The 23051-nt window shown below is 65.7% G+C and carries 12 protein-coding genes; 9 read left to right on the top strand and 3 right to left on the bottom strand.

What is annotated here, in order from left to right; genetic code table 11:
* Positions 1–26: 26 nt before the first annotated feature.
* From mobC to OIS50_RS19800, 3 genes are all read left to right on the top strand, one after another.
* On the top strand, positions 27–2045 hold the full coding sequence (gene mobC, locus OIS50_RS19810) for a conjugal transfer protein MobC (protein ID WP_264694627.1): 2019 nt from the start codon (positions 27–29) through the stop codon (positions 2043–2045).
* A complete protein-coding gene (locus OIS50_RS19805; RefSeq protein ID WP_264694625.1) occupies positions 2042–2404 on the top strand; it encodes a helix-turn-helix domain-containing protein in 363 nt (120 codons plus the stop codon). The genes mobC and OIS50_RS19805 overlap by 4 nt, the downstream gene beginning before the upstream one ends.
* A gap of 101 nt (positions 2405–2505) precedes the next feature.
* A complete protein-coding gene (locus OIS50_RS19800) occupies positions 2506–3825 on the top strand; it encodes a DUF4099 domain-containing protein (protein WP_264694623.1) in 1320 nt (439 codons plus the stop codon).
* 708 nt (positions 3826–4533) lie between these two features.
* Here the strand turns inward: OIS50_RS19800 and OIS50_RS19795 are convergent.
* The 3 genes from OIS50_RS19795 to OIS50_RS19785 form a co-directional block, all read right to left on the bottom strand.
* Positions 4534–4854 (bottom strand): hypothetical protein, encoded by a 321-nt coding sequence (locus OIS50_RS19795; RefSeq protein ID WP_264694622.1) that lies wholly within the window; start codon positions 4852–4854, stop codon positions 4534–4536.
* A 66-nt stretch (positions 4855–4920) separates the two neighbouring features.
* The gene (locus OIS50_RS19790; RefSeq protein ID WP_264694620.1) at positions 4921–6225 is read right to left on the bottom strand and encodes a Y-family DNA polymerase; all 1305 of its coding nucleotides are present in this window, start codon (positions 6223–6225) and stop codon (positions 4921–4923) included.
* Positions 6200–6628 carry a LexA family protein gene (locus OIS50_RS19785; RefSeq protein ID WP_264694618.1) on the bottom strand — a complete coding sequence of 143 codons (429 nt, stop codon included), beginning with the start codon at positions 6626–6628 and terminating at the stop codon, positions 6200–6202. Before OIS50_RS19785 ends, OIS50_RS19790 begins: the two co-directional genes overlap by 26 nt.
* A gap of 274 nt (positions 6629–6902) precedes the next feature.
* On the opposite strand from OIS50_RS19785, the gene OIS50_RS19780 reads away from it, so the two are divergent.
* The 6 genes from OIS50_RS19780 to OIS50_RS19755 all read left to right on the top strand — a co-directional run bounded on the left by OIS50_RS19780 (position 6903) and on the right by OIS50_RS19755 (position 22833).
* The gene (locus OIS50_RS19780) at positions 6903–7667 is read left to right on the top strand and encodes a ferritin-like domain-containing protein (protein ID WP_264694616.1); all 765 of its coding nucleotides are present in this window, start codon (positions 6903–6905) and stop codon (positions 7665–7667) included.
* A 36-nt stretch (positions 7668–7703) separates the two neighbouring features.
* Positions 7704–8609: a ferritin-like domain-containing protein gene (locus tag OIS50_RS19775; protein WP_264694614.1), complete on the top strand. Its 906-nt coding sequence runs from the start codon at positions 7704–7706 to the stop codon at positions 8607–8609.
* 668 nt (positions 8610–9277) lie between these two features.
* Positions 9278–10819, top strand: a complete 1542-nt coding sequence (locus tag OIS50_RS19770) for a Fic family protein (RefSeq protein WP_264694613.1) — start codon at positions 9278–9280, stop codon at positions 10817–10819.
* A gap of 941 nt (positions 10820–11760) precedes the next feature.
* Positions 11761–15327 (top strand): RHS repeat domain-containing protein, encoded by a 3567-nt coding sequence (locus OIS50_RS19765; RefSeq protein ID WP_264694611.1) that lies wholly within the window; start codon positions 11761–11763, stop codon positions 15325–15327.
* Positions 15328–15427: 100 nt separating this feature from the next.
* Positions 15428–22579, top strand: a complete 7152-nt coding sequence (locus OIS50_RS19760) for a DUF6443 domain-containing protein (RefSeq protein WP_264694609.1) — start codon at positions 15428–15430, stop codon at positions 22577–22579.
* Positions 22576–22833: a hypothetical protein gene (locus tag OIS50_RS19755; RefSeq protein WP_264694607.1), complete on the top strand. Its 258-nt coding sequence runs from the start codon at positions 22576–22578 to the stop codon at positions 22831–22833. The genes OIS50_RS19760 and OIS50_RS19755 overlap by 4 nt, the downstream gene beginning before the upstream one ends.
* Positions 22834–23051 lie beyond the last annotated feature (218 nt).

Here is a 23051-nt window from a genome sequence, read left to right as displayed (position 1 = left end):
GCGGCCCTTGACCTAATCCCTTCGGCATGGAAGACGAAAAAGCGCTGCGGCGGCTGATGGACTTCATGCGGCTGATCAGCGTTGCCCTGCTGCTGCTGCACCTGTACTACTACTGCTACGCCTTTTTCGCCGGGCAGGGGCTGCGGGCCGGCTGGCTGGAGGAGCTGCTCACCCGGCTGAGCACCAAGACGGCGCTGTTCGCCGCGCCCGCCGTCAGCCTGGGCGGGGCGCTGCTGTTCCTGCTGCTTTCCTGCCTGGGCACCCGGGGCGCGCCGCTGGACAAGCCCGACTGGCGCGCGACGCTGGGCTACGGCGGGGTAGGGGGGCTGCTGCTGGCCGGGGCCGGAGCGCTGCGGGAGCTGGTGAGCAGCCCGGGCGTGCAAACGGCGGTGTATGCCCTGGCGCTGGGCGGGGGCTACCTGCTGCTGCTGCGGGCGGCCCTGCGGGTCAGCCGGCTGCTGCAGCTGCCCGGCGGGCTGTTGGGGGACTTGTTCAACGAGCAGAACGAGAGCTTTCCGCAGCAGGAGCAGCTCGTGGAGAACGAGTACTCGGTGAACCTGCGCACGCAGTACACCTACCGGGGCAAACAGCGGCGGGGGGTGATCAACGTGGTGAACCCTTTCCGCGGCACCATGGTGCTGGGCACGCCCGGCTCGGGGAAGACGTACGCGGTGATCAGCGAGTTTATCCGCCAGCACCTGCAGAAGGGCTTCGCGCTGTACGTGTACGACTTTAAGTTCGACGACCTGACCCGGCAGTGCTACAACGAGCTGCGCCGCAACGCGCATCGCTACGCGGTGCAGCCCCGCTTCTACGTGATCAACTTCGATGATCCGCGCAAAAGCCACCGCTGCAACCCCCTGCTGGCCGAGCAGATGACCGACATCGTGGACGCCTACGAGGCGGCGGCCACCATCATGCTCAACCTCAACAAAACGTGGATTCAGAAGCAGGGCGATTTCTTCGTCGAGTCGCCCATTAACTTCGTGACGGCCATCATCTGGTTTTTAAAGCTTTACGAGAACGGGCGGTACTGCACCTTCCCGCACGTGATTGAGCTGCTGAGCCAAAGCTACGAGGAGCTGTTTCCCATCCTGGGGGCCTACTCCGAGATTGAAAACTACGTGCGCCCGTTTGCCTCGGCCCTGGAGCGCGACGCGCTGGAGCAGCTGGAGGGGCAGATCGCCTCGGCGCGCATTCCGCTTTCGCGCCTGGCCTCCCCGCAGCTGTACTGGGTGATGTCGGGCAACGACTTTACCCTGGACCTGAACGACCCGCGCGCGCCCAAGGTGTTGTGCGTGGGCAACAACCCCGAGCGGCAGGGCATCTACGGCGCGGCCCTGGGCCTCTACAACGCCCGGCTGGTGAAGCTCATCAACCGCAAGCACCGGCTGAAAACCGCCCTGGTGATCGACGAGCTGCCCACCATTTACTTCAAGGGCCTGGACACGCTGCTGGCCACGGCGCGCAGCAACAAGGTGGCCACCTGCCTGGGCTTTCAGGATTTCGCCCAGCTCGAGCGCGACTACGGCAAAGCGGAGGCCACGGTGATTCGCAGCACGGTGGGCAACGTGATCGCGGGCCAGGTGGTGGGGGAAAGCGCGGAGGCGCTGAGCAAGCGCTTTGGGCGCATCCTGCAGCGGCGGGAGGGGGTAAGCGTCAACAGCCGGGAAGCCAGCCGCAGCACATCCACCCAGCTGGACAGCATGCTGCCCGCCGCGCGCATCGCCGGGCTGACCCAGGGCTGCTTCGTGGGGGCGGTGGCCGACAACGTGGGGGAGGAGATCAGCCAGAAGGTGTTTCACGCCCGCATCGTGGTGGACGAGCAAGCCCGGGCCCGCGAAGCGCGCGAGGACGAAGACCTGCCCCACATCACCAACTTCACGGATCCGCACTCGGGCCGGGACCGGACCGAGGAGCTGGTGCGCGCCAACTACGAGCGCATCAAGGCGGAAGTGCGGGAGATTTGCCGGCGGGAATTGGAGCGCATCGCCGCCGACCCTACTTTGCAGCACTTAGTGAAGGCACGTAAACAGAGAACATGAGCCACAAAGTTTGCAGCAAGGCCGTGGGCCAGCGCCTGGCCCAGCTGCGGGAGGAGCTGGCCGCCACTTCCGGGGAACGCTGGCCGCAGAGCCGGGTGGCGGAAGTGGTGGGCCTGGACAAAAACCAGGTGACCCGGCTGGAGCTGGGCAAGGGCACGATTGACGCCTTCGTGGCGCTGCTGCTCTTCTACCAGGGCCGGGGCTACAACCTGAACTGGATTGTGGTGCCGGACAACTCCGCCGTCAGCAAGCGCCTGCCCGGGCCGAACGCCGGGGGCGCGGACGTGGCCGGCTCCCTGGCCCTGCTGCTGCGGCTGCAGGCCGACCTGGACCAGGCGGTGGGAAAACTCCGCCAATAAGCCGGCCGTAGAGTGTCGGGACAAAGAGCCGCGGCTGCTTACCGGTAAAGGGGGTGGCCGCTTTGGTGACACCGCCGGCCGCGCCGGCTAACGCTTTGCCCATGCCCGATCCCCGCCCCGCCCTGACCCACGACGAAGCCCGCGCCCAGTTTATCTGCGCGGCGGAACCCCTGGCCCTGGACCTGCAGCAGCTGGGCTACCCGGCCCAGGCCACGCTGCTGCAGGCCGTGGCGCGGGAACTTGATGCCGCGCCGGCCCTAAGCCACGAACGGGCCAGGGAGCTGGAGCAAATGCTGGAGCGGGGGGCGCAGATCCGCTTGCTGCGGGAAAGCCCGGATTTTCAGCTGCTGCGCCAGGCCGTGCAGGTGCTGGGCGCGCCCGAGCGCGCGCCGGCGGTGGGCGAGCCGCTGCGCCCGGCAGTCGCTACCGGCCGGGGCGCGCGCCCGCCTCAGCGGCCGCCGGAGGAGCCCGGGCTGCTCGACATCCGGGTGAAAAGCAATCCGGTAAGCAGCTTTGCCAGCAATTTCACCGCCCACTACCAGGCCAGCAAGGCCCTGGAAAAGCCGGCGGCACCCGAGTCGGCGGCAGCACCGGCCCGGCCCGCCGGGGTAGGGGAGGGGTCGGCCCCCAGTGCGGCCCCGGCACCGCCGCAGCTCGACGAGACTGCGGCGCCGGTGACCCCGTCGCCGGCGCTTGAGCGACCCACGGAGCCGGCCAGACCGCCCGTAGCCAAGCTGCCGGGCCTGGCCAGCGCGGCGCCGGTCGACGGGCCGGCGGGCTTTACGGCGGCAGAGCTGCCCTGGCCCCTGCTGGAGCGGCTGGGACTCGGCCGCGAGCAGCTGGAAGCGAGCGGGCAGCTGCCGGCTTTGCTGCGCGGGGATAAAACCGCGCTGCTGCCGCTGCGGGCGGCCGGGGAGCAAGCGGGTGGCGAGGTTTGTCACCTGCGGGCGCGGCTGGTGCTGCGGCGCACGGGCGACGGGGCGGCAAACCTGCAGTTTGAGCTGCCGCGCGAGCAGCTGGTGATTCCCGAGCAGCTGCACGGCACGGTCCTGGGACCCCAGGTACGCCAGCAGCTGCTGGAGACCGGGCGCGGACCGCGCTTGTCGTTTCAGTTGCCCGACGGGCAGGAGCTGCGGGCCTACGTGGGCGTGGATCGGGAAATGAACCGGCTGGTGCTGCTGCACGAGCACGCCATTCGTTTACCGGAAGCAGTGCGCGGGGTCGCGTTGAGCGCGCAGCAGCGGGCGCAGCTGGCGGCGGGCCTGCCGGTGGCGCTGCAGGGACTGGTGCACCAAGGTACCGGAGCCCGCTACGACGCCACGGTGCAGATCGACGCCGCGCGGCGCGCTCTGGCCATCCAATGGTTGACGCCGGGCGCAAGTCAGGAGCCGCGCCCGCGCCTGCGCCCCAGCCGGGGGTAGCACCCGCGGGTGCTTGGGTCAGCGCAGCAGGCAGGGGTTGGGCAGATGCTCAACCCTTTTTTTGTGCCCGGAACCGGCACTAGAGAGCTTAAGACGACGGGGCAGGCGCCGGAACAATCGATTTAGGCTTATTCGGGGAGTGGCGTGGGGTCGGCTAATGCAGTACAAGCTGGTTGCCAGCACAAGAAAGTACTAGTCAGGGAAGCCGGACCCCACTTGCGGTACTAATTAGTATATTTTTGTTGCTGCGCTTGTGCTTTTATATACTTGATGTTGTTTGAGGTTTGTTAATCAGAGAGTTAGTGCAATACTCGTTGGTTTAGGGATAAGCTCGACTATTTGAATTTATCCGGTGGCTTAGGAATCTACCCGGACGGCTGCTTTATCTTTGGGGAGCACCAAACTGGAAATAGCCACAGTGGACCTGATTTTACACGCCTGGGTTGAGGGAACAGAAATGTTGGAGTGTATGAGCTGCCCGGGCGAGCCGACCCCGCACGCGCAGCAGCGCGTTCTGCAGCAGTTCAACGCCACGACGGCCGAGTTGCTGATGGCCTGCTGCCGGTGCGGGGAACACCGCACGTGGATTGCCGGCTAGTCTGACGGGCCCGGGTTAAAGACCCGCCGCCGCGTTTCCGCAAGGCGCTGAATCTTGTTTACCGGCGCCGGGCCCGCGGGCTGGGTGCGCAGCAACAAACCAACTGGTCGTTACGCTCGGGCCCGCAGCAGGCGGGCCAGCACCCGCGCGCGGGCCTGCTGCCGGCGCTGCAGGGGCTCGGGTAGGGCCGGTAGCAGGCCCAGCCGGTCGAGCAGCTCGGCCGTGCGCAGCAAGGCCAGGCTTTCCGCCGCCCCGCCCGGCGAGGGAGCAGGAGACAGAAATTGGGCCACGTACCGGTGCGCAGCGGCCAGGGCCCGGGTCTGGCGCGCGTGCTCGGCGGGTAGGGCCTGCCCGCGGAGCCGGGCCGCGGCCTCCCGGCGGTAGCGCTGGGCCAGCAGCCGGCGCAGGGCCTGGTGCTCGGAATCGGTCAAGGGAGTGAGGAAAAAGAGAACAGGTCAAGGGGAAACCCCGGGTCTACGCCCGGCAACGCGCGGGGGTTAGCCCGTCGCGGCCACGGTCCAGAGCTCTTCCCAGCTGGTGGTGTAGGCCGGGCTGCGGCGCTCGTGCCGGGTCTGCCAGCGCGGGGGCAGGCCGCCGGCCGGGGCCAGCATGGTCGCAAAGCAGACCTTGTGGCGGCCGAAGCGCTGGTTTATCGCGTCCAGATGCTGCAACAGGTGCGCGCGGCGCTCCGCCACCGCCGGGTCATCAAACAAACCCAGCTGCTGGCGGCCGGCGGGCTCCAGCCCGTCGAGCAGCACCCCGGCCTTGTGGTACACGGTGCCCGGGCGCCAGAGCTTTTTCAGGGCGGCGCGCACCAGCGTGAGCAGCTGGCCGGTGTCGCTGCTGGCCGCGGGCAGGGCCAGCGTGGCAGCGCGGGAAGGCTGCGCGTCCGCGCCGAAGCGGCCCGGGCAGACGAACACGGTTAGCAGGTGGGCCGCCGAGCCCTGCCGGCGCAGCTTTTCGGCGCCGCGGGCGGTGAAGTGGGCCAGGGCCTGCAGCACGTCCGGGTAAGCCGTGAGCGGCTGGCCAAAGGTGCGGGTGCAGGCAATGCGCTGACGCGCCAGCGTGCCGTCTTCGCTCGGGGCCAGCTCCTGGCAGGGGTAGCCCTGCAGCTCGCGCACCAGCCGGGCGCCCACTACCCCGCCCAGCTGCCGGCGGGCCCAGCTTTCGCGGACGCCCGCCAGCTGAGCGGCCGTGCGGATGCCGTGCTCGTGCAGCTTGCGGGCGTAGCGGTGGCCGATGCCCCAGACGTCTTCTACGGGCAGCTTTTCCAGGGCCCAGCGGCGGGTGGCCTCGGCGGCCAGGCACAGCACGCCCTCCAGCTCGGGGTGCTTTTTGGCGATGCGGTTGGCGGCTTTGGCCAGGGTTTTGGTAGGGGCGATGCCCACGCAGGTGGGAATGTGGGTGCGGCGCAGCACCTGCCGGCGCACCCGCTGGCCGAAGGCGGTCAGATCCGGCGCGTGCCAGCGCTGCAGGCTGCGCAAGTCCAGGAAGCACTCGTCGATGGAATAGATTTCCACGGCGGGGGCCGCGCCGGCCAGGTAGTTCATGACCCGCTGGGACATGTCGCCGTAGAGGGCGTAGTTGGAGGAAAACACCCGCACCCCGTGCTCCTGCAGCAGGCTCTTCACCTGAAACAGGGGCGCGCCCATCTGGATGCCCAAGGCCTTGGCTTCGGCCGAGCGGGAGATGATGCACCCGTCGTTGTTGGAGAGCACCACCACCGGCAGCTGCGCCAGGGCCGGGTTGAAGGCCCGCTCGCAGGAAACGTAGAAGTTATTGCAGTCGACGAGCGCGTACACGGTCGTGCAGTTTGCCGTTAATGAGCTCGGTCACCACGTGGGTAACCACGCCCCAGACCTCGAAGCGGCCGTAGCTTGCCGCGTCCACGGCGGGGTAGCGGGGGTTGTCGGGCACCAGCCACCAGCCCAGCCCGCGCTTTTCCAGGCGCTTGACGGTAAACTCCCCGTCCACGGCGGCCACCACCACGTGGCCGGACTGCGGCTTGAGGGTGCAGTCCACGGTCAGCAGGGCGCCGTCGGCAATGTGCCCGGGCGGCCCGGCCATGGAGTCGCCCGCTACCCGGGCCAGGTAAGTGCAGTCGGGGTGGGGCAGCAGGATGCGGTTAAGGTCGACCTTTTCGCCGCGGTGCTCGTCGGCGGGCGAGGGAAAGCCCGCCGGCACGGGCGCCGGGCACTCGAGCACCCAGACGGGATCGCGGGCAATATCCAGGATTTCAACTTCGGACATGGTAAGGGCAATGGAATGGTCTGCGCAAGTATACGTCCTGCTAATCTTGTTAGTATACCGGCTGGCTAAAATAAATAGCAATCGAACGTACGACAGGCCCGCCAACGGAGTCCGTACTAATACGGTTTTTTGCTCGTCAATAAGCTAATTATCAAATTGTTGAGCAATCACAATCATTGCGTTTAGCGTAGGTAGGGTCATTGTCTTTTTACTAACCCAACCACTCGCTATGCTGAAAGCTCAACCCAATTCCGTTCCGCAGCAGGACCTGCCGGAAAAACTTCTGGCGCCGGTGGAGCGCCGTGCTTTCCTGCGCTACGGGAGCGCAGCTTTGGCTTTAACCGGACTAGCCCTGGCCGGCTGCGGGCAGGATCCGGCGGACTCCCTGGAGCTGAACGCGGCCAGCGTCCAGGAGCGGGGCGAGAACGCCCTAGTGGACGTGGGCAGCGGGGATTTCGGCGTGCTGAATTACGCCTACGCCCTGGAGCAGCTGGAGTCGGCCTTTTACGACCGGGTGCTGGCGGGCAGCTACCACCGGCGCGCCTCCGCGGCCGAGAACTACGCCCTGTTCGACATTCACGAGCACGAAAAGGTCCACCGCGACTTTTTCAAGGCGGCCATCGCGGCCCTGGGCGGCACGCCCATCCCCAACCTGGCCCCGGACTTCTCGGGCATCGACTTTGACAGCCGCACGAGCGTGCTGACCGCCGCCCGCACCTTTGAGGACTTAGGCGTGGCGGCCTACAACGGGGCCGGGCCGCTGCTGCGCAGCCCGGAGCTGCTCGGCATTGCTGGCAAGATCGTATCGGTGGAGGCCCGCCACGCGGCCCTGATCCGGGACATCATCCAGGATGGCACGTTCGTGGGGCCCGACGTGGTGGATTTGCGCACCGGGCTTAACCAGTCGCTGCGGCCGGCGCAGGTGGCCGCGCTGGCCAACCGCTTTCTGCAGCCGGGCTCCCGGCTTAACGTGAGCGGCCTGAGCCGGGGCTAGGGCCGGCGCATTGTTTCACCCGTAACCGCAGCCACGATGAACTTACTTGGTATACTCCACGAAATCGAACAGGTAGACCCCGAAGTCTACGGCCGCCTGGACCAGCGGCGCGCCATCTTCAAGCACTTTGCCGGCTTCGGCAAAAAGCTGGCCGCGGCCGCGGTGCCCGTGGCCCTCGGCGGCCTGCTCAACAAAGCTTACGCCCAGACGCCCACCCTGAACAACCGCATCCGGGTTATCCTCAACTACGCCCTGCAGCTGGAATACCTGGAATCCAACTTCTACCGGCTGGGGCTGGCCGTGCCGGGCATGATCACCGGGCAGGCCCGGGCGGACATCACCCTGATTGCCAACGACGAGCGCGCGCACGTGAACTTTCTGCGCTCGGTGCTCGGGCGCAGCGCCACCCCCGACCCGGGCCGGCGCGCCTACGACTTTACCGCCAGCCGCTCGGCTTCCCCCGTCCCGGACGTGTTCACCAACTACTACGCCTTTCTGGCCGTAGCCCAGGCCCTGGAGGACACCGGCGTGCGCGCCTACAAGGGTGCGGCCCCCGAGCTGATCGGCACAAACCAGATCCTGGAAGCCGCCCTGCAGATCCACGCCGTGGAGGCGCGGCACGTGTCCCGCATCCGCACCATGCGGCGCGGCGGACCGCAGGAGGTGGCCGGCACGCGCCGCTTCGACCCGAAAAGCTGGATTGTGGGCGACGACGAGGGCGGCCCGCAGCCCCCGCTTACGGCGCCGGTGTACGGGCCCGGAATTGACCCGCGCCGGTTTCCCAGTGAGGCCAACGTGGTGCAGGCCGGCATCAACGTGATGGAGCTGAGCAAGGTGACCATGGACGCCGCTACCGAGGCCTTTGACGAGCCGCTGGACATGGCGACGGTGCTGCGAATTGCCTCGGTGTTTGTGAAAACGGACCTGGGCCTGCTGAGCTGAGCTGCAGGTCCGGCAACGCGCGCCCCCGACCCTCCTGCCAGCAGGAGGGCCGGGGGCGCCAACGTTCAGCAGTGGCCCCGGCTTAGCGGGCGGTAAGCGGGGCCGGCGCGCGGCTGGCCGCCTTGCCGGTGATGTACCGGCGGCCGTTCGGGCGCAGCGGCAGGTTGAAGTAGGAGCGGGCTTCGAACCCGGCTCAGCGGCTACTGCACTGCCGCCTGCGGGAGCTGCTCGATCAATAAACCCTTGGCCCGACGCAAGTACCGCACCTAGGGCACGAGCAGTTGCCGTGCGGTTTCCGCGCACCGCCTCCCGTACCCCCCGGCCCGCGGCGCCCCCGGCCACGTGCCGGCCGGCAGGCAGATTCCGCCCACCCTCGGCAAAGAGTACGCCCGGGAGTTCCCGCAGCTCTACGGGGAGCCGGCCAGCGAAAACGAGTAGGCGCGGATTTCCTTCCTGCTCGAGGGCGTGGGCGGGCTGGCGCGCTTTAAGCAGCGCGACGCATTTACCCAACCGCCCAGGGACACCGCATTATCGCGCGCACCGGCGGGCAAACGGTGCGGCCCTGGCTTTAGCCGCCTAGGCCCCCTGCCGGGGCGCGCTGATTGCAGCCTGGTTTCTTGGCTTGCTAAAGGTAAATCAGCATCTTTGGCAAGCGTTTTTCACCAGCAGTGGCCGATTATAACAGCTTTTCACAGGAAGTAAACGTTTTTCACGGCCGGACCGCGCCCGAAGCCGGGCAGCTGGTAGGCTACGGGGCCCTGATCGCGGGGCTGCAGCTGCCCGTGCCGCTTCCCCGGCAGCTGGCGCTCATCAGCCGCAAGCACCGGCAATACGAAACGGAAGGCTGGCGGGTGCTCACACCCCGCCACCGGCCCGAGGACACCCTGCCGGGGCAGCTAACCTTCGCCCTGAAGTACGAAGGCATCGACCTGCTCTTTTTCAAGAAGCTGTTCGAGCAAGTGCCCGCCGCGGTGTTCGAAGAATGGATTCGCCGGGAGCCGCTGGGCCAGTACGCCCGCCGGGTATGGTTTCTCTACGAGTGGTTGACTGGCCGGCAGCTGGCCGTGCCCGATCTGCGGGAGGGCAACTACGTGCCGCTGCTCAGCGACAAGCTGCAGTACGCGGCGGGCCCGGGCACCTCGTCCGCTCGCCACCGCATCCGCAACAACCTGCCCGGCACGGTGGGCTTCTGCCCGCTGATTCACCGGACGCCGGCCCTGGAGGGGTTTCTGGTGAGCAACCTGGCCGAGCAGGCCAACCAGGTGATCCGGGGCCTGCACAAGGACGTGCTGCTGCGCACCTCCGCTTTTCTGCTGCTCAAGGACTCCAAAGCCTCGTTTACCATTGAGGGGGAAAACCCCACCTCCACGCGGGCCGTGCGCTGGGGCCGGGCCATCGGGCAGGCGGGGCAGCAGCCCCTGAGCAAGGAGGAGCTGCTGCGCCTGCAGCAGATCGTGATTGAGAACAGCCGCTTCGTGCGGCTGGGTTACCGCACCGAGGGCGGGTTTGTCGGCGAGCACGACCGCGGCACGGGCGAGCCGCTGCCCGACCATATCTCCGCCCGCTGGCAGGACGTGGAAGGTTTGATGAGCGGGCTGCTGGCGAGTGCGGCGCAGCTGGAGCAGGCGGGCTTTCACCCGGTGCTGACCGCCGCGGCGGTCGCCTTCGGCTTCGTGTTCATCCACCCCTTCGTGGACGGCAACGGCCGGGTGCACCGCTACCTGATTCACCACCTGCTGGCCCAGCTGCGGTTTACGCCCCAGGGCATCATCTTCCCGGTGTCGGCGGCCATCCTCGAGCACCTGGACGACTATCGCCGGGTGCTGGAAAGCTATTCCCACCCGCTGCTGGAGTTTATTCCCTGGCGCAGCACTCCCGACCATAACGTGGAGGTGCTCGCCGACACGAGCGACTACTACCGCTACTTCGACGCGACGGCCCAGGCGGAGTTTCTGTTTCGCTGCGTGGCCTACACCCTCGAGCACACCATTCCCGCCGAGGTAAGCTACCTGCAGCGCTACGACCGGCTGAAAAGCTGGCTCGACGAGCGCCTGCAGCTGCCGGACCGGCTCGTTGCCCTGCTGGTGCGCTTTCTGGAGCAAAACGGCGGGCGGCTTTCCCGGCGGGCGCAAAGCCGGGAGTTTGAGCAGCTGACGGAAGCCGAAGTAAGCGAGATCGAAGCGGCTTACGAGCGGTACTTCGGCGGGTAAGCCTGCCGGCAAGGCGGCAGCGCTTACCGCGGAACAAGTAAATGCCCGGCAGCCAGTGCCGGGGCCGGTAGCGCCGGCTTATCTTGGTGCTTCCAACGCATGATCCGAGCGCCATGCTGCTGCCTTTGCTTTTTGCAGTTGCGCTCTTGTTGCCGCCAGCTCAGCCGCCGGCCCGGCGACCACCCGGCTTTGCGAGGACTGCGCAACCAAGCGCTGCCGCTGAGCAGCTGCAAGCCTACCTGCTGGAACAGGCCCGCCCCCGGCACCCGCTCCGGGCGCAAAGTGTCGTTGACGAAAACCATGGCCTCGATATGGTCCACCCACGGAAACGGCCGCGGCTCGTGATGGGGCCCTCCGCCCTGCTCGTAGATGACGGCCAGGTACACGGCTGCCCCTTCTCGAACGCGCCCAGGTCCGCAGACCAAGGTTTGAAGGTTGTCGTGACCAGGATGCTGCGGCCAGTGACCGTGGGTTGGGTGGACAGCTGCGCCTTGTTGTCGATGGGCACGCCCCCGGCCGAGCTGGTACCTACCTTGTCGAAGTAAAGTCGCACCTGCAACTTTCGTGGCTGCGGGCGCGGCACGGCTTCTTTCTTGTAACCGCAAGTTGTTACCAGCGATAACAGGTTACCCCACAGCAGCACAGAGGACGAAAAACGCACATAACACTTTCCTTACGGAACGACACAATACAATTAACAGCAGCAGGTGCAAATAAAAGCACAATTAATTGTTGCACAAAAAGCATCTGCTTGTACTTTTACGGCACCTGGGATTAAGCATAGGCTTGATCACTGCCGCCCCAAATACTGCCTCACGCCTTTGCAATGCTTACCTAGCTGATGAATTTTCATCAGCCGGCCTGACTATGCCCGCGTGACTGCAATGCTACTTTCAGTAGATCTACCGAAACCATTATCCGCGCCAAAATTTTGGCGATTAGTGCTCGTTTTGTTCTGCCCGCTGCTTTGCAGCACGTTTTACGGTTACAGCCAATCGATATCTTCAGCTCCTGCCATCCCGCCGCGCGTGCCGCCGGCTCCCACCACGGCCGCGCTTGAGCGCTACGCGCTGATGCCCGTCAACGAGGCCTCCGGCACACCCGGCGTCTCGGTGCCCCTCTACGAAGTGCGCAGCGGCAGCCTGACCCTGCCGTTGAGCTTGAGCTACCACGCCTCGGGCATCCGCGTTGCGGACCGGGCGTCATGGGCCGGGCTGGGGTGGAGCCTGAACGCCGGCGGCGTGGTCACGCGGGTACCGCGCGGCCTGCCCGACGACGACCCAGCCGCTTTCCCTTGGCGGGCCGCGGCCGTGCCCCAGGCCCGCGACGTCTCGCTCGCCACGCACGGCGGGATATTGCACCGGGTGGCCGACAACCTGGAAGATTTCCTGCCGGACCTGTACACGTTCAATGTCAACGGACTGGCCGGTACGTTCATGCAGCGCAACGCCGAGGCGTTCACCTACTGCACGCTGCCTTTGCAGCCCGTGCACATCGCCGCCCGCGACACGGGCTTCGTGCTCACGAACGCGGAAGGGGTTGCCTTCTGGTTCCGGGCGCCGGAATACGCTTACCGCCTCGGCCACCAAGCCGCGATGCACACCGCGGCTTGGTACCTGGAGCGGATCGTATCGGCCGATAAGGCCGACACAATCCGCTTCGAGTACGCGGCCCACGGCATCAACACCTCGACCTTCAGCCAGCGGCAAACCTTTTTGTCGGGACTCATAGCCGGCGAACCGGACATGAGAGAGATCGAGAAGGAACTGGGCTTTGCCCAAACGCCCAGCCTCGCCCGGCAAAGCACCCAGAAGTTGCGGCGCATTTGGTTCCGGGGCGGGCGCGTGGAAGTAACCATGGCCGGCGATCGCCTGGATGTGGTGGACGACCGGCGGCTGACAGCCTTGCATGTTGTTTCCTCCGATGGCGCAGATACGCTCTTGCGCGTGCGCCTGTTTCACTCGTATTTCGAGTCGTCACCCGGCGCCTCCGACCCGGACACCAAGCGCCTTCGGCTCGACTCGGTGCGTGTTGGGGCTGGAGCGGTTCGCCGGCCCGCCTACCGGTTCCGCTACAACTCCACCCCGTTGCCGCACCGGCAGACCGGTTCGCGCGACCACTGGGGGTATGCCAACGGGGCCCGCACGGCGCTTAGCGCTAGCTTCCCGCAGCGGCCGGTGTTGATCCCCGCCATGCGGGTGCAAACGCTGCAGGGCCTGCAGGACTTTGCGGGGGCGGATCGCACCCCGAACCCGGCGTTTGTTCAGGCCGGCCTGCTCACGGCCATCGAGTATCCGACCGGCGGCTCGCAGGCCCTGCGCTACGAACCCAACACCGTGCCCGAACGCTTCGCGCTGCCCAACCCCCAAAGCCAGGTCCAAGCCGCTGCGCATGGCCCGGGCGACGATGCGGACGCCCCTTTGTGCGCGAACCAGCACGCCACGACAGTCCCCAACGGCCCCGTCGTATACGCCCGACTGGAAGCGGCGGCCAGCGTCAGGGACGCGCCGGCCACCGCGCCTGTCCACCGCAATTCCGTCGTGTTCACGGTTACGGACCTGAACACCGGCGCAATTGTTGGCCGGCTGAACGCCTCGTTCGGCAGCGGTACGGTCTGGAACGGCAGCACCGAGGCGATCGCACTGGAAGCGGGCCATCAGTACCAAGTGTCGGTGAGAGCCTGCGGCTACGCCCACGGTACAGCGACGCTGCTATACGAAACCGGCCCGACGCGCTACGGCATGCGAAACAAGCTCAGCGGCGGCGTGCGCGTGCGTGAGTTGCAGATCCAACCGGACGCTGGCACGCCGGCCACCACCAAGCGCTACTACTACCACACCCCGGGTACCAACTTGAGCAGCGGCTACGCGTTGCTGCCCCAAGCGTTCGTGTACAGCCGCGTGCGCGAGCGCTGGGTCAAGCCCGCGACCTGCAACGGGGGGCAGGAGTGCCCGCTGTACCCGCCGCCGCCGCCAGCCATCTATACGCTTACGACTATCACCGACCAGTCCATGGTCGACGCCACCAGCAGTGACCGCCCCGTGGGCTATACCTTCGTAACGGTGGTCGACAGTGCGGCTGGGCAGCGTGCGGGACGCACGGAAAGCGAGTACCGCGGTGCCTTTGACGCGGGCGGCGGGTGGTACCCGCCGGTGCCCACCGTCGGTAATGGGTGGCAACGCGACCAATTGGTGACGCAATCCGTCTACGCAACCCCGGTCGGGGGCAAGGAGCAGCTGGTGGCGCGCACCCGCCACGATTACGCCGTCAGCGAGGGCGAGACCGTGCAAGGCTTCACGGCAGCTCGCAATAACGATGTGAGCTACGACCCGTACCAACACGCCGCCGGCCAAAACCGCCCCCCGTTTGTCTGGGAAAACACTTACCAGCCTAGCGGGTGGGCTTACAAGACCCGGACGCGCGAGTACCGGTACGCCGGCAGCGACACCGCCGTGTACCAACTGGCCACGACCTGGTACCGCTATGGCAACCCGCGTCACCAGCAGCCCACCGTGGTTCAAACGGCTCTCGCCGACGGCCGGTACCAACAGGTGCGTGCGCGCTACGCGGGCGACTACGACACGACGCAGGCGAGCACCGAGGCAGCCGTGGGCGTACGTGAGCTGCTGCGCACGCACCAGGTCGCCCGCTTGGTGGAGCAAACCACGCTGCGCATCCGGGGCGCGGACACGGTGGTGACGGCCGGCACCCTGACCCTGCCGCGGCGCCTGGGTACACACGTGGTGGCGCCGGGCCGTCAGCTGCGGCTGCGCGCCGCTGCGCCCCAGCCGCTGAGCCAGTTTGCATTTTCGGCCTTGCGCCAAGGGGCATTGCATTTCGACCCGGGCTACGCGCCGGAGTGGGAGGTGGACCGCTACGACGCGCAGGGCCGCATCCTGCAGTACCACACCCCGGGCGGTCCGGCCCACAGCTTTTTGTGGGACTCCATCGCCGGCCAGCCCATAGCCCAAGGCCAGGCTATGCGTGTGGACCAGATGGCCTACACCAGCTTCGAGCCCGGTGCCACGGGCAGGTGGGCCTACGCCCCGTCCGGCCGCGTAGCCGGCGGCGTGGCCGGGCGCTGGGCATATGCGCTTGCGGCTGGGCAGAAACTGGTGCGCGACGGCTTGCCCACGGGCGCGTACGAGCTGAGCTTCTGGGCCACCGGCGCGCCGACGGTGTTTGCCGGCGCGGCCGCCGTGGCTATGCCGGCCCCGGCGGCCGCGCGCGGCTCGTGGCGGCTCTACCGCCTGCGCCTGCCTGCGACGTCCTCCGTGCGCGTGGAGGCCGGCAGCGGGGCGGCGCAGCTTGACGAGGTGCGCCTGCACCCGGCTGGCGCGCCGATGACGACTTTCACGTACGATCCATTGCGCGGGGTGACCGCGCAGACCGACGCGGCGGGCCGCACCACGACGTACGAATACGACGCGCTGGGCCGCCTCGTGCGCACCCGCGACGAGCAAGGCCGCATTTTGACCGAGCAAGAGTACCACTACGCCCGCCCCTAAGCGTACCGCTATGACTGTGTCTTTACGTACCGGGGCGCGCTACGCCCTCGTTCTATTCGCGCTTCTACTTGTCGGCGTTGCCCGCCCGTCGCGGGCGCAAATGGCCGGCCAAGGCTTGGTCGCCGACTCGACCGAACTGCGCGTGCTGCGCCAGTTCTACTACGCAACCGGCGGCCCGCAGTGGATGCGAAAGGACAACTGGCTCCTCGGTACCTCCCTCGCCGACGTGGGCAACTGGTACGGGGTGCGCGTAGCCAACGGCGATGTGACCTACCTCAACTTGTACGCCAACAACCTCAAGGGTTCTATCCCGCCTTGCTTGGGTGAGCTGAGGGGTTTGCAGGAGCTAGCTTTGTGGCAAAACTGGGAGGGGCTGACGGGCGCCATACCGGCCGAGCTCGGGCAGTTGAGCCAACTGCGCAGCTTGTCCCTGCAGCAAAACCAGTTGGCAGGTCCCATTCCGGCTTCCCTAGGCCGGCTGCGGCAGCTGACGGCCCTCAACCTCTACCACAATCGGCTTTCGGGCAGCATTCCGGTTGAGCTGACCCGCTTGGCCAACTTGCAATACCTGAGCTTGAACGCCAACGGCTTGGGCGGTGCCATCCCCGACTCCGTGAGCCGATTGCGGCGGCTGCGCACCTTGGATTTGGGGGTCAACCCCCTGATAGGACCGTTGCCGCCCGGCCTGGGCCAGCTCGATTCGCTGGAAAGCCTGCAGCTCTGGCAAAACCAGTTTCGCGACTCCATCCCCGCGGCCTGGGGCGGCCTGCGCCAACTGCGCGTCCTGCACATGTCGCAAAGCCAAGTGCGGGGCCGCTTGCCCAAGGAGTTGGGACAGTTAGTCAACTTGGAGGTGGTCAGCTTAACGATGAACGAATTGCGGGGGGCCGTGCCGGCTGAACTCGGCAATTGGCACCGCGTGCGGGCCGTAAACCTGGAGTGGAACCAATTGGCAGGCGCCCTGCCAGGTACGCTAGGTCAATGGCAACACCTAGAAGACTTTAATGCCCACAACAATCAGCTTACCGGCCCGTTGCCGGGCACGTTGGGCAAGTGGACCAAGGTGCGGTTTATCAACCTGCACAACAACCGCCTGACGGGGAACCTGCCCGAAGCATTGGGGCGGTTGCGGCAACTGCAGCTGCTGCAGCTGACCAACAACCAACTCAGCGGCCGCATCCCCGACTCGCTGGGCTGCGCTACGGCGTTGCAAAGCTTGCACCTGTCCGGCAACCGCTTCACCGGCCACGCACCAGCTGCCCTGGGCCGGTTGACCAACTTGTACGAGCTGGTCTTGTGGAACAACCAACTCACCGGTCCGTTGCCGGACGAGTGGAGCCAACTGGGCAATTTAGTGCGCCTCGAACTATCCGGCAACCGGCTTACCGGATCGCTGCCCGCCAGCTGGGGCAATCTACGCAGCCTGCAGCGTCTGCTGCTGCACAACAACTACCTGACCGGCGGGATACCGCGCTCGTGGCAACAGCTCGGGCAGCTCTACGAACTGCGCCTGCGCGACAACCGCCTGAGCGGACCGCTCACCGATTCGTTGGGCGTGGAAACCCTCGACCTGGCTAACAACCGGTTGCGCGGGGCCGTGCCGGTGTTCTATGCCCGCTCGCCGCGCACTCGCTATTTGCTGCTTAACGGCAACGACTTCAACTACCTGCCCAGCTTCTTAGAGCACCCGCTCGGTGATAACGTGGTCGTCACGGCCCAAGGCAATTACCTGGACTTTGCCAGCATCGAACGTAACCTCACTCGCCCAGATTACGCCCCCTTTGCGTTCTTCTACGGCCAGCAGCGGCAACGGCAGCCCGCCGATACCGTAGCCGGGGTCGTGGGCCAACGGCTGATACTGCACCGAGGCATGGCCGGCCGCTACAACCGCTACCAGTGGCAGCGCCGCGTGGGCGAAGCCTGGGTTGACATCCCCGGCGCCACCGATTCAACCTACGTCATCGCCCGCCTGGACGAGGCCAGCGAGGGCGCATACCAAGTCCGCGTCACCAACGACTGGGTGCGCTGGACCGGCTTGCTGACCCGGCCGCTGTGGGTAGACATGCTCCCCTACAGCCCGTTGCCCTACAACGAGCCGGTGGCCGCGAACTGCCCGACCCCCGTCACCCCATCCTTGCCGACCGCCCGCAGCGGCTCCGCGAAACCGGTGAATTACGTGCGCACCTACACGCCGCAAGAGCCGCTAACCGACCTGGCCCAAGCCCGCCAGGCGGCTCCGCCAGCCCCCACGGGTCAGGTGCTCTGGGAATACTGGGGCAATTACTCCGGCACCATCGCCGACGTGCCGGTTAACACGCCCCCACACCGCACCGAACTTCGCGGGTTGCTGGAGGGTCCCAGCCACATCAGCGACAGCTACGCCTCCCGCCTGCGCGGGTACGTGTATCCCCCGGAAACCGGCGATTACACCTTCTGGGTGGCGGGGGACGATAACTGCGAACTCTACTTAAGTTCGGACGACAACCCGACCCGCAAAACCTTGATCGCCACTGTGCCCGGTTGGACATCCGAGCGGCAATGGTCGTGGTACGCCCAACAGCGCTCGGCGCCCGTACGCCTCGAGGCTGGCCGCCGCTACTACGTGGAAGCCCGGCAACAGGAATGGGGCGGCGGCGACAATCTGGCCGTGGCCTGGCAACTGCCCTCCGGCACCTTCGAGGGCCCCATCCCGGGTAACCGCCTGGCCCCCCTTGTGGTTAGCGGCGGGGCTACCGCTGCGGTTGATCCCAGTCAGGTAGCCGTCAAAACCGAGTATGCCGATGGGCTCGGCCGCCCGCTGCAAACCGTGCTGCACCGCCAGTCGCCCGCGGGCCGCGACGTGGTCCAGCCCGTGGCCTACGACGCGCTCGGCCGCCAACCCAAGCAATACCTGCCTTACACGGCCGACGGCCAGACGGCGGCCGCGAGCGGATATTACCCCAATGCGTTGCGGGAACAGCCGTTGTTTTACGGCGGCACGGGCGCGGACGCGCTCACGCAGCAACCGCTCAGCGCAGATGCCGCCACCCAACGCCTAACGGCGACCTTGCCCAAGACCGGGGTGGCGTTCACAGAGGTGGCTTTCGAGCCGTCGCCCTTGAACCGGGTGCTGGCCCAGGCCAGCCCCGGTGAGAGTTGGGCCCTGAGCACGGGCCGCGCGGTCACGTTCGGCGAGCGGCCGAACGCCAATGCGGACGCCGTCCGACGCTGGCAGCCCGGCTACGGCACCCAGCGCGAAGAACTTTCATCGCTGGGCACGTATGCTGCGGGTGAACTGTGGGTCAAGGAAACCCGCGACGAACAAGGCCAGCGTGTGCAGGAATATGCTGACAAGGAGGGGCAAGTAGTGCTGAAGCAAGTAGAGTTGACCCGGCCAACGCAGGCTCAAGCGAGCGCTGAACCCGCAAAAGGTTCGTTGTGCGTCATGCAACAAGAAGGAAGCGGGTGGCTGACGCTCACGGCGCCGGCAGGCAGCGTGATCACCGGCATCGAGCAAGCCACGTACGGGCGGGGCAGCGGTGTCGATTGCGCTACCTTCGCCTTCGAGGCCGGGTGCAGTGCGGACGTGACAGCCGCCGTGCGGCAACGGGTAGCGGCGCAATTGGCCGCTAATTCCACCAGCGTGCGCATATGGGTCAGCAACGAGGAGTTGAACACGGACCCTTGCATTGGACACGGTAAAACCCTGCGCGTCAAGGCTACCTGCGGCCCGGTACCGGCGCCGGACCAATGGTTAAGCACGTACTACGTCTACGACGACTTCGGGCGCCTGCGGGCGGTGTTGCCGCCCAAGGCCGTGCAACAAATTCGCCAGAACAACTGGCAGGTCACGGGTGCGGGCGTGGAACGCTTGCTGTTCCGCTACCATCACGATGCGCAAGGCCGCTTGGTGGAAAAGCAAGTGCCCGACCAGGACGGCTACCAATACACAGTTTACGACGAGCTGGACCGGCCGGTGCTCACGCAGGACGTGGCGCAACGCGCACGCGGCGAGTGGACGGCCACCAAGTACGACGCGTTGGGGCGGGTGGTGTACACGGCCTTGACGCGCTTTCCGGAGCTCGGCGGCACGCCCGCGCAGGTGCACCGCGCCTTACAAAATCAAGCTGCTGCCGCGTCCCGTAATTACGAGGCGCCGAGCGCCGCGGCGACGCTTGCTCATGCCTACTATAGTAATCAGGCGTTCCCGCAGCTGAAAGTCGCCGACCAGCTGCTGACGGTGTCGTACTATGACGGTTACGACTTCAACCGCGACGGGCAAGCCGACGCGCAGTACGCTCCGCCCACCACGGCGCAGCTCGGCGGGGACGTGCCCCAGGCCGACACCCGGGTAACGGGCTTGGCTACCCGCTCTCTGGTGCGGGTACTGGGCGTGGCCGAAACTGAACCCGGTGCCTGGCTGAGCACCACTACGTTCTTTGACGAGAAAGCCCGCCCCATTCAGGTGCAGAGCACCAACGCCCGCGGCGGGCGGGACGTGGTGACCACCCGCTACGACTTCTCCGGCAAAGCCCTCGGCAGTTACGCCACCCACCAGGGACCCAACCACGCCGAGCTGGCGGTGCGAGAAACCCAACGCTACGACCACGCCGGCCGCCTGCTCGAAACCAAGCAGCAGCTAGACCATGAAGCGGAAGTTACGTTGGCCGCCCACACCTACAACGAACTGGGCCAGGTGGAAAGCAAAGCCGTGGGCAACGCGCTGCAAACGCTTAATTACCGCTACAACGTCCGCGGCTGGCTCACGCAACTCAACAACCCCGAGGCGCCGCTCGCCGGCACCGGCGACGTGTTTGCCCTTTCCTTGCACTACGACTGCGGCTTTGAGGACCGGCAATACAACGGCAACATTGCCGGGCAGACCTGGCGCGGGTATAACGACAACGTGCAGCGCGCCTACGGCTACCGCTACGACAACCTGAGCCGCCTCTTGCAGGGCGACTTCGTGGCCCGCACCGGGCCCGCGGCCGGGGCAGGGTGGGGCGCTGAGCGCTCCAACTACCGCTTCTGGGGCGCCAGCTACGACGCCAACGGCAACCTGCTCACGCTGCGCCGCCGCGGGCTGGTGCAGGCGGCCACGCGGACTACACCAGCGCGGTACGCTGAAACGGACAACTTGCGCTACCGCTACCAACCAGCCGCCGGCAGCGCCGGGGTGGCCAGCAACCGCCTGCTGCGCGTCGACGACCTGGCCCCCGCGGCCAGCAGCTTCGGCGCTAAACAACCCGCGCGCCCGGACTTCTCCGACGGCGCGACCAACGGCAGCGCTCAGCCTGACTACGCCAGCCAGGGCGCGATGAACCCCGACTACACCTACAACGCGGCGGGCTCGCTCGTTAGCGACCGCAACAAGGGCATCGCGCGCATCCGCTACAATTACCTGCACCTGCCGCAGAGCATTACTTGGAGCTCGGGCGACTCGCTGCAGTTCCGCTACACGGCCGCCGGGCAGAAAGTCGCCAAGCTGGCCTACGCCCAAGGCCAACCCGCGGTGCGCACTGACTACTTGGGCGCGTGGCAGTACGAAGGCGACTCGCTGCGCTGGCTCAGCCACGGCGAGGGCCGGGTGCTGCGCTTCGTGCAGCGCGACGCGGCGAACCAAGTGCAGACGCGCTACGTGCACGAGTACACGCTGAAGGACCACCTGGGCAATTTGCGCGCCGCCGTCAAGCGCGGCGAGCGGCTCAGCTACTACGCTGGGCTGGACTCCAACCCGGAGCAGACCCAGCGCGAGCAGCAGCTCTTCGACTCGGCGTCCGTCTCGCCGCCGGTGCGCACCCCGGCCAGCCGGCAGTTTGTCCGCTCGGGCGACGGGGTGGCCCGCCTTTCGGCCGGCGGCACGCGGCCCGCGCCCATGGGCGTGATCAAGCAGCTGGCTGTCGCGAAAGGCGACACGGTATCAATCGAGGCGTACGGGCTGTACCTGCAGCCGGTGCAGGACCCCCAGTGGGGCTTCTCCTTGGCTTCCTTTGTGGCGTCGCTGCTGCCGCAGCAACCCGCGCCATTGCCTAGCATAGAAGGCACCAAACGCGCGCGGGTGCTGCCCTTGCTAAGCCTGGGGCTGGGGCTGGTGCCGGCCCTGCCGCAGCTGCCCGGCGGCGTGCCCAAGGCCTACGCGCGCCTGCTCGTCTTCGACGCCGACTCGAACCTGGTGGCCCAGCACACCGTGCCGCTCACGGCCGCGGCCAACGGGGGCTACGAACGGCTGTTCACGCAAGTAGTGGCGCCGCGGGCCGGCTTCGTGACCGTCTACGTGGGCAACGAAAGCCTGGAGGAGGTGTACTTCGACGACATCACCGTCGAGCACCGGCAGGGGCTGCAGGTGCAGGAGACCCAGTACGACCCCTACGGCCTGGAGCTGGCGGGCCTGAACAAAGCACCCGCGCTGGAGAACAAGTACACCTGGAACGGCAAGGAACGCCAGGACGAGTTCGGCCTGCGCTGGCACGACCACGGCTGGCGCTTCTTCGACCCGACCCTTGGGCGCTGGAGCGTCGTCGACCCCGACGCCGAGGAAGCCGACCAGGAAAGTTGGGGCACCTACCACTTCGGACTCGACAATGCCGTGCGCTACAACGACCTCGACGGTAAAGCGCCGGGGGAACCAGTTGGTGAACCACCAACTGTTGCTCGGGGAATTGTAGATTTTGCAGCTTCTAGTGCAAATGTTTTTTTTAGTTCTTGGGCTTACGCTACCGGGTCTTCAACGAAATTACAAGCTCAAGTATATGAGGATGAGGTTTCAATGGGGATACATTACGCTACAGTTCCAGTCGGAGGTACTGTGCAAGAAGCAAAATCTTTTGGCCTTGACGCATTATCTGTTGGGCTAAATTTCTTACCTACTGGTAAAGCAGGAGCCGGCAGATTATTTGAACAGGGTGCTAAAAAGGTCGTTGCAGCTGAAGTAGCTCAAGGTTCAATTACTGGCTATACAAGACATGGACTCAATCAAGCAGTGAACAGGAACGGCGGCAAGGGGGTAAAGGCTTCAGCTATTGTCGATGCAGTATCTAATCCTAAGAAGATTGCTATTCAGCCAAATGGCAATACAAGTTACAAGGGAGGAAGTGCTACAGTCATTAAGAACCCTGAAGGGAAAGTAGTGACTACATTTGGCAAAGCGCGTGGTCCCAAAGCCTATGCGGAGCCGCGGCCACAAAGACGCGATGCGGCACCTGGAGGTGGTGCCGCACAAAGAAGAGCCTTAAAGGAAACAGGCGCTAATTATAATCCTGGAGCAATACGATGAAGGAAGTAATTTTACCCAAAAAATATTTCTCGATTTTGGAGAAAATGAATATTCCCGAACTTCTAATTAGTTTCAATCCTGTTATTAGGGATAAGGAAATGGTTTTAAGAGGAAATAAAGACCAGTTTGAACATCTTGTAGATATTATTTCAGATGAGTTATCTTCTAATGGTTTTTCAAGCAACTCTGAGCCTACCGAGTATGGACGGGCATTAGAAATTTTAATTGACAATCTTTCTTTTATATACGATTAAATTCATAACGGTAGAACGGAATGTGATTGTAGGTAAAACGCAAGTAATCCTTACTTCCGCTTTTCCCATTGTTCACTATCGCTTCACGACCGCCGGATCGTAGGCAACTTAGCGCGCTAACCTTTGACTATTTCAGGCTACTGACAGTGGCCTTAGGGCACATGTCATGCTGAGGGCGCAGGTAGCTACGAACCCCTGCTGGCGCGCGTCGTCGTGCC

Source organism: Hymenobacter sp. YIM 151858-1 (assembly GCF_025979705.1).
Lineage (GTDB): Bacteria > Bacteroidota > Bacteroidia > Cytophagales > Hymenobacteraceae > Solirubrum.
The sequence above is the reverse complement of the archived record's forward strand: the minus strand, read 5'-3'. Positions and strand labels throughout refer to the sequence as shown.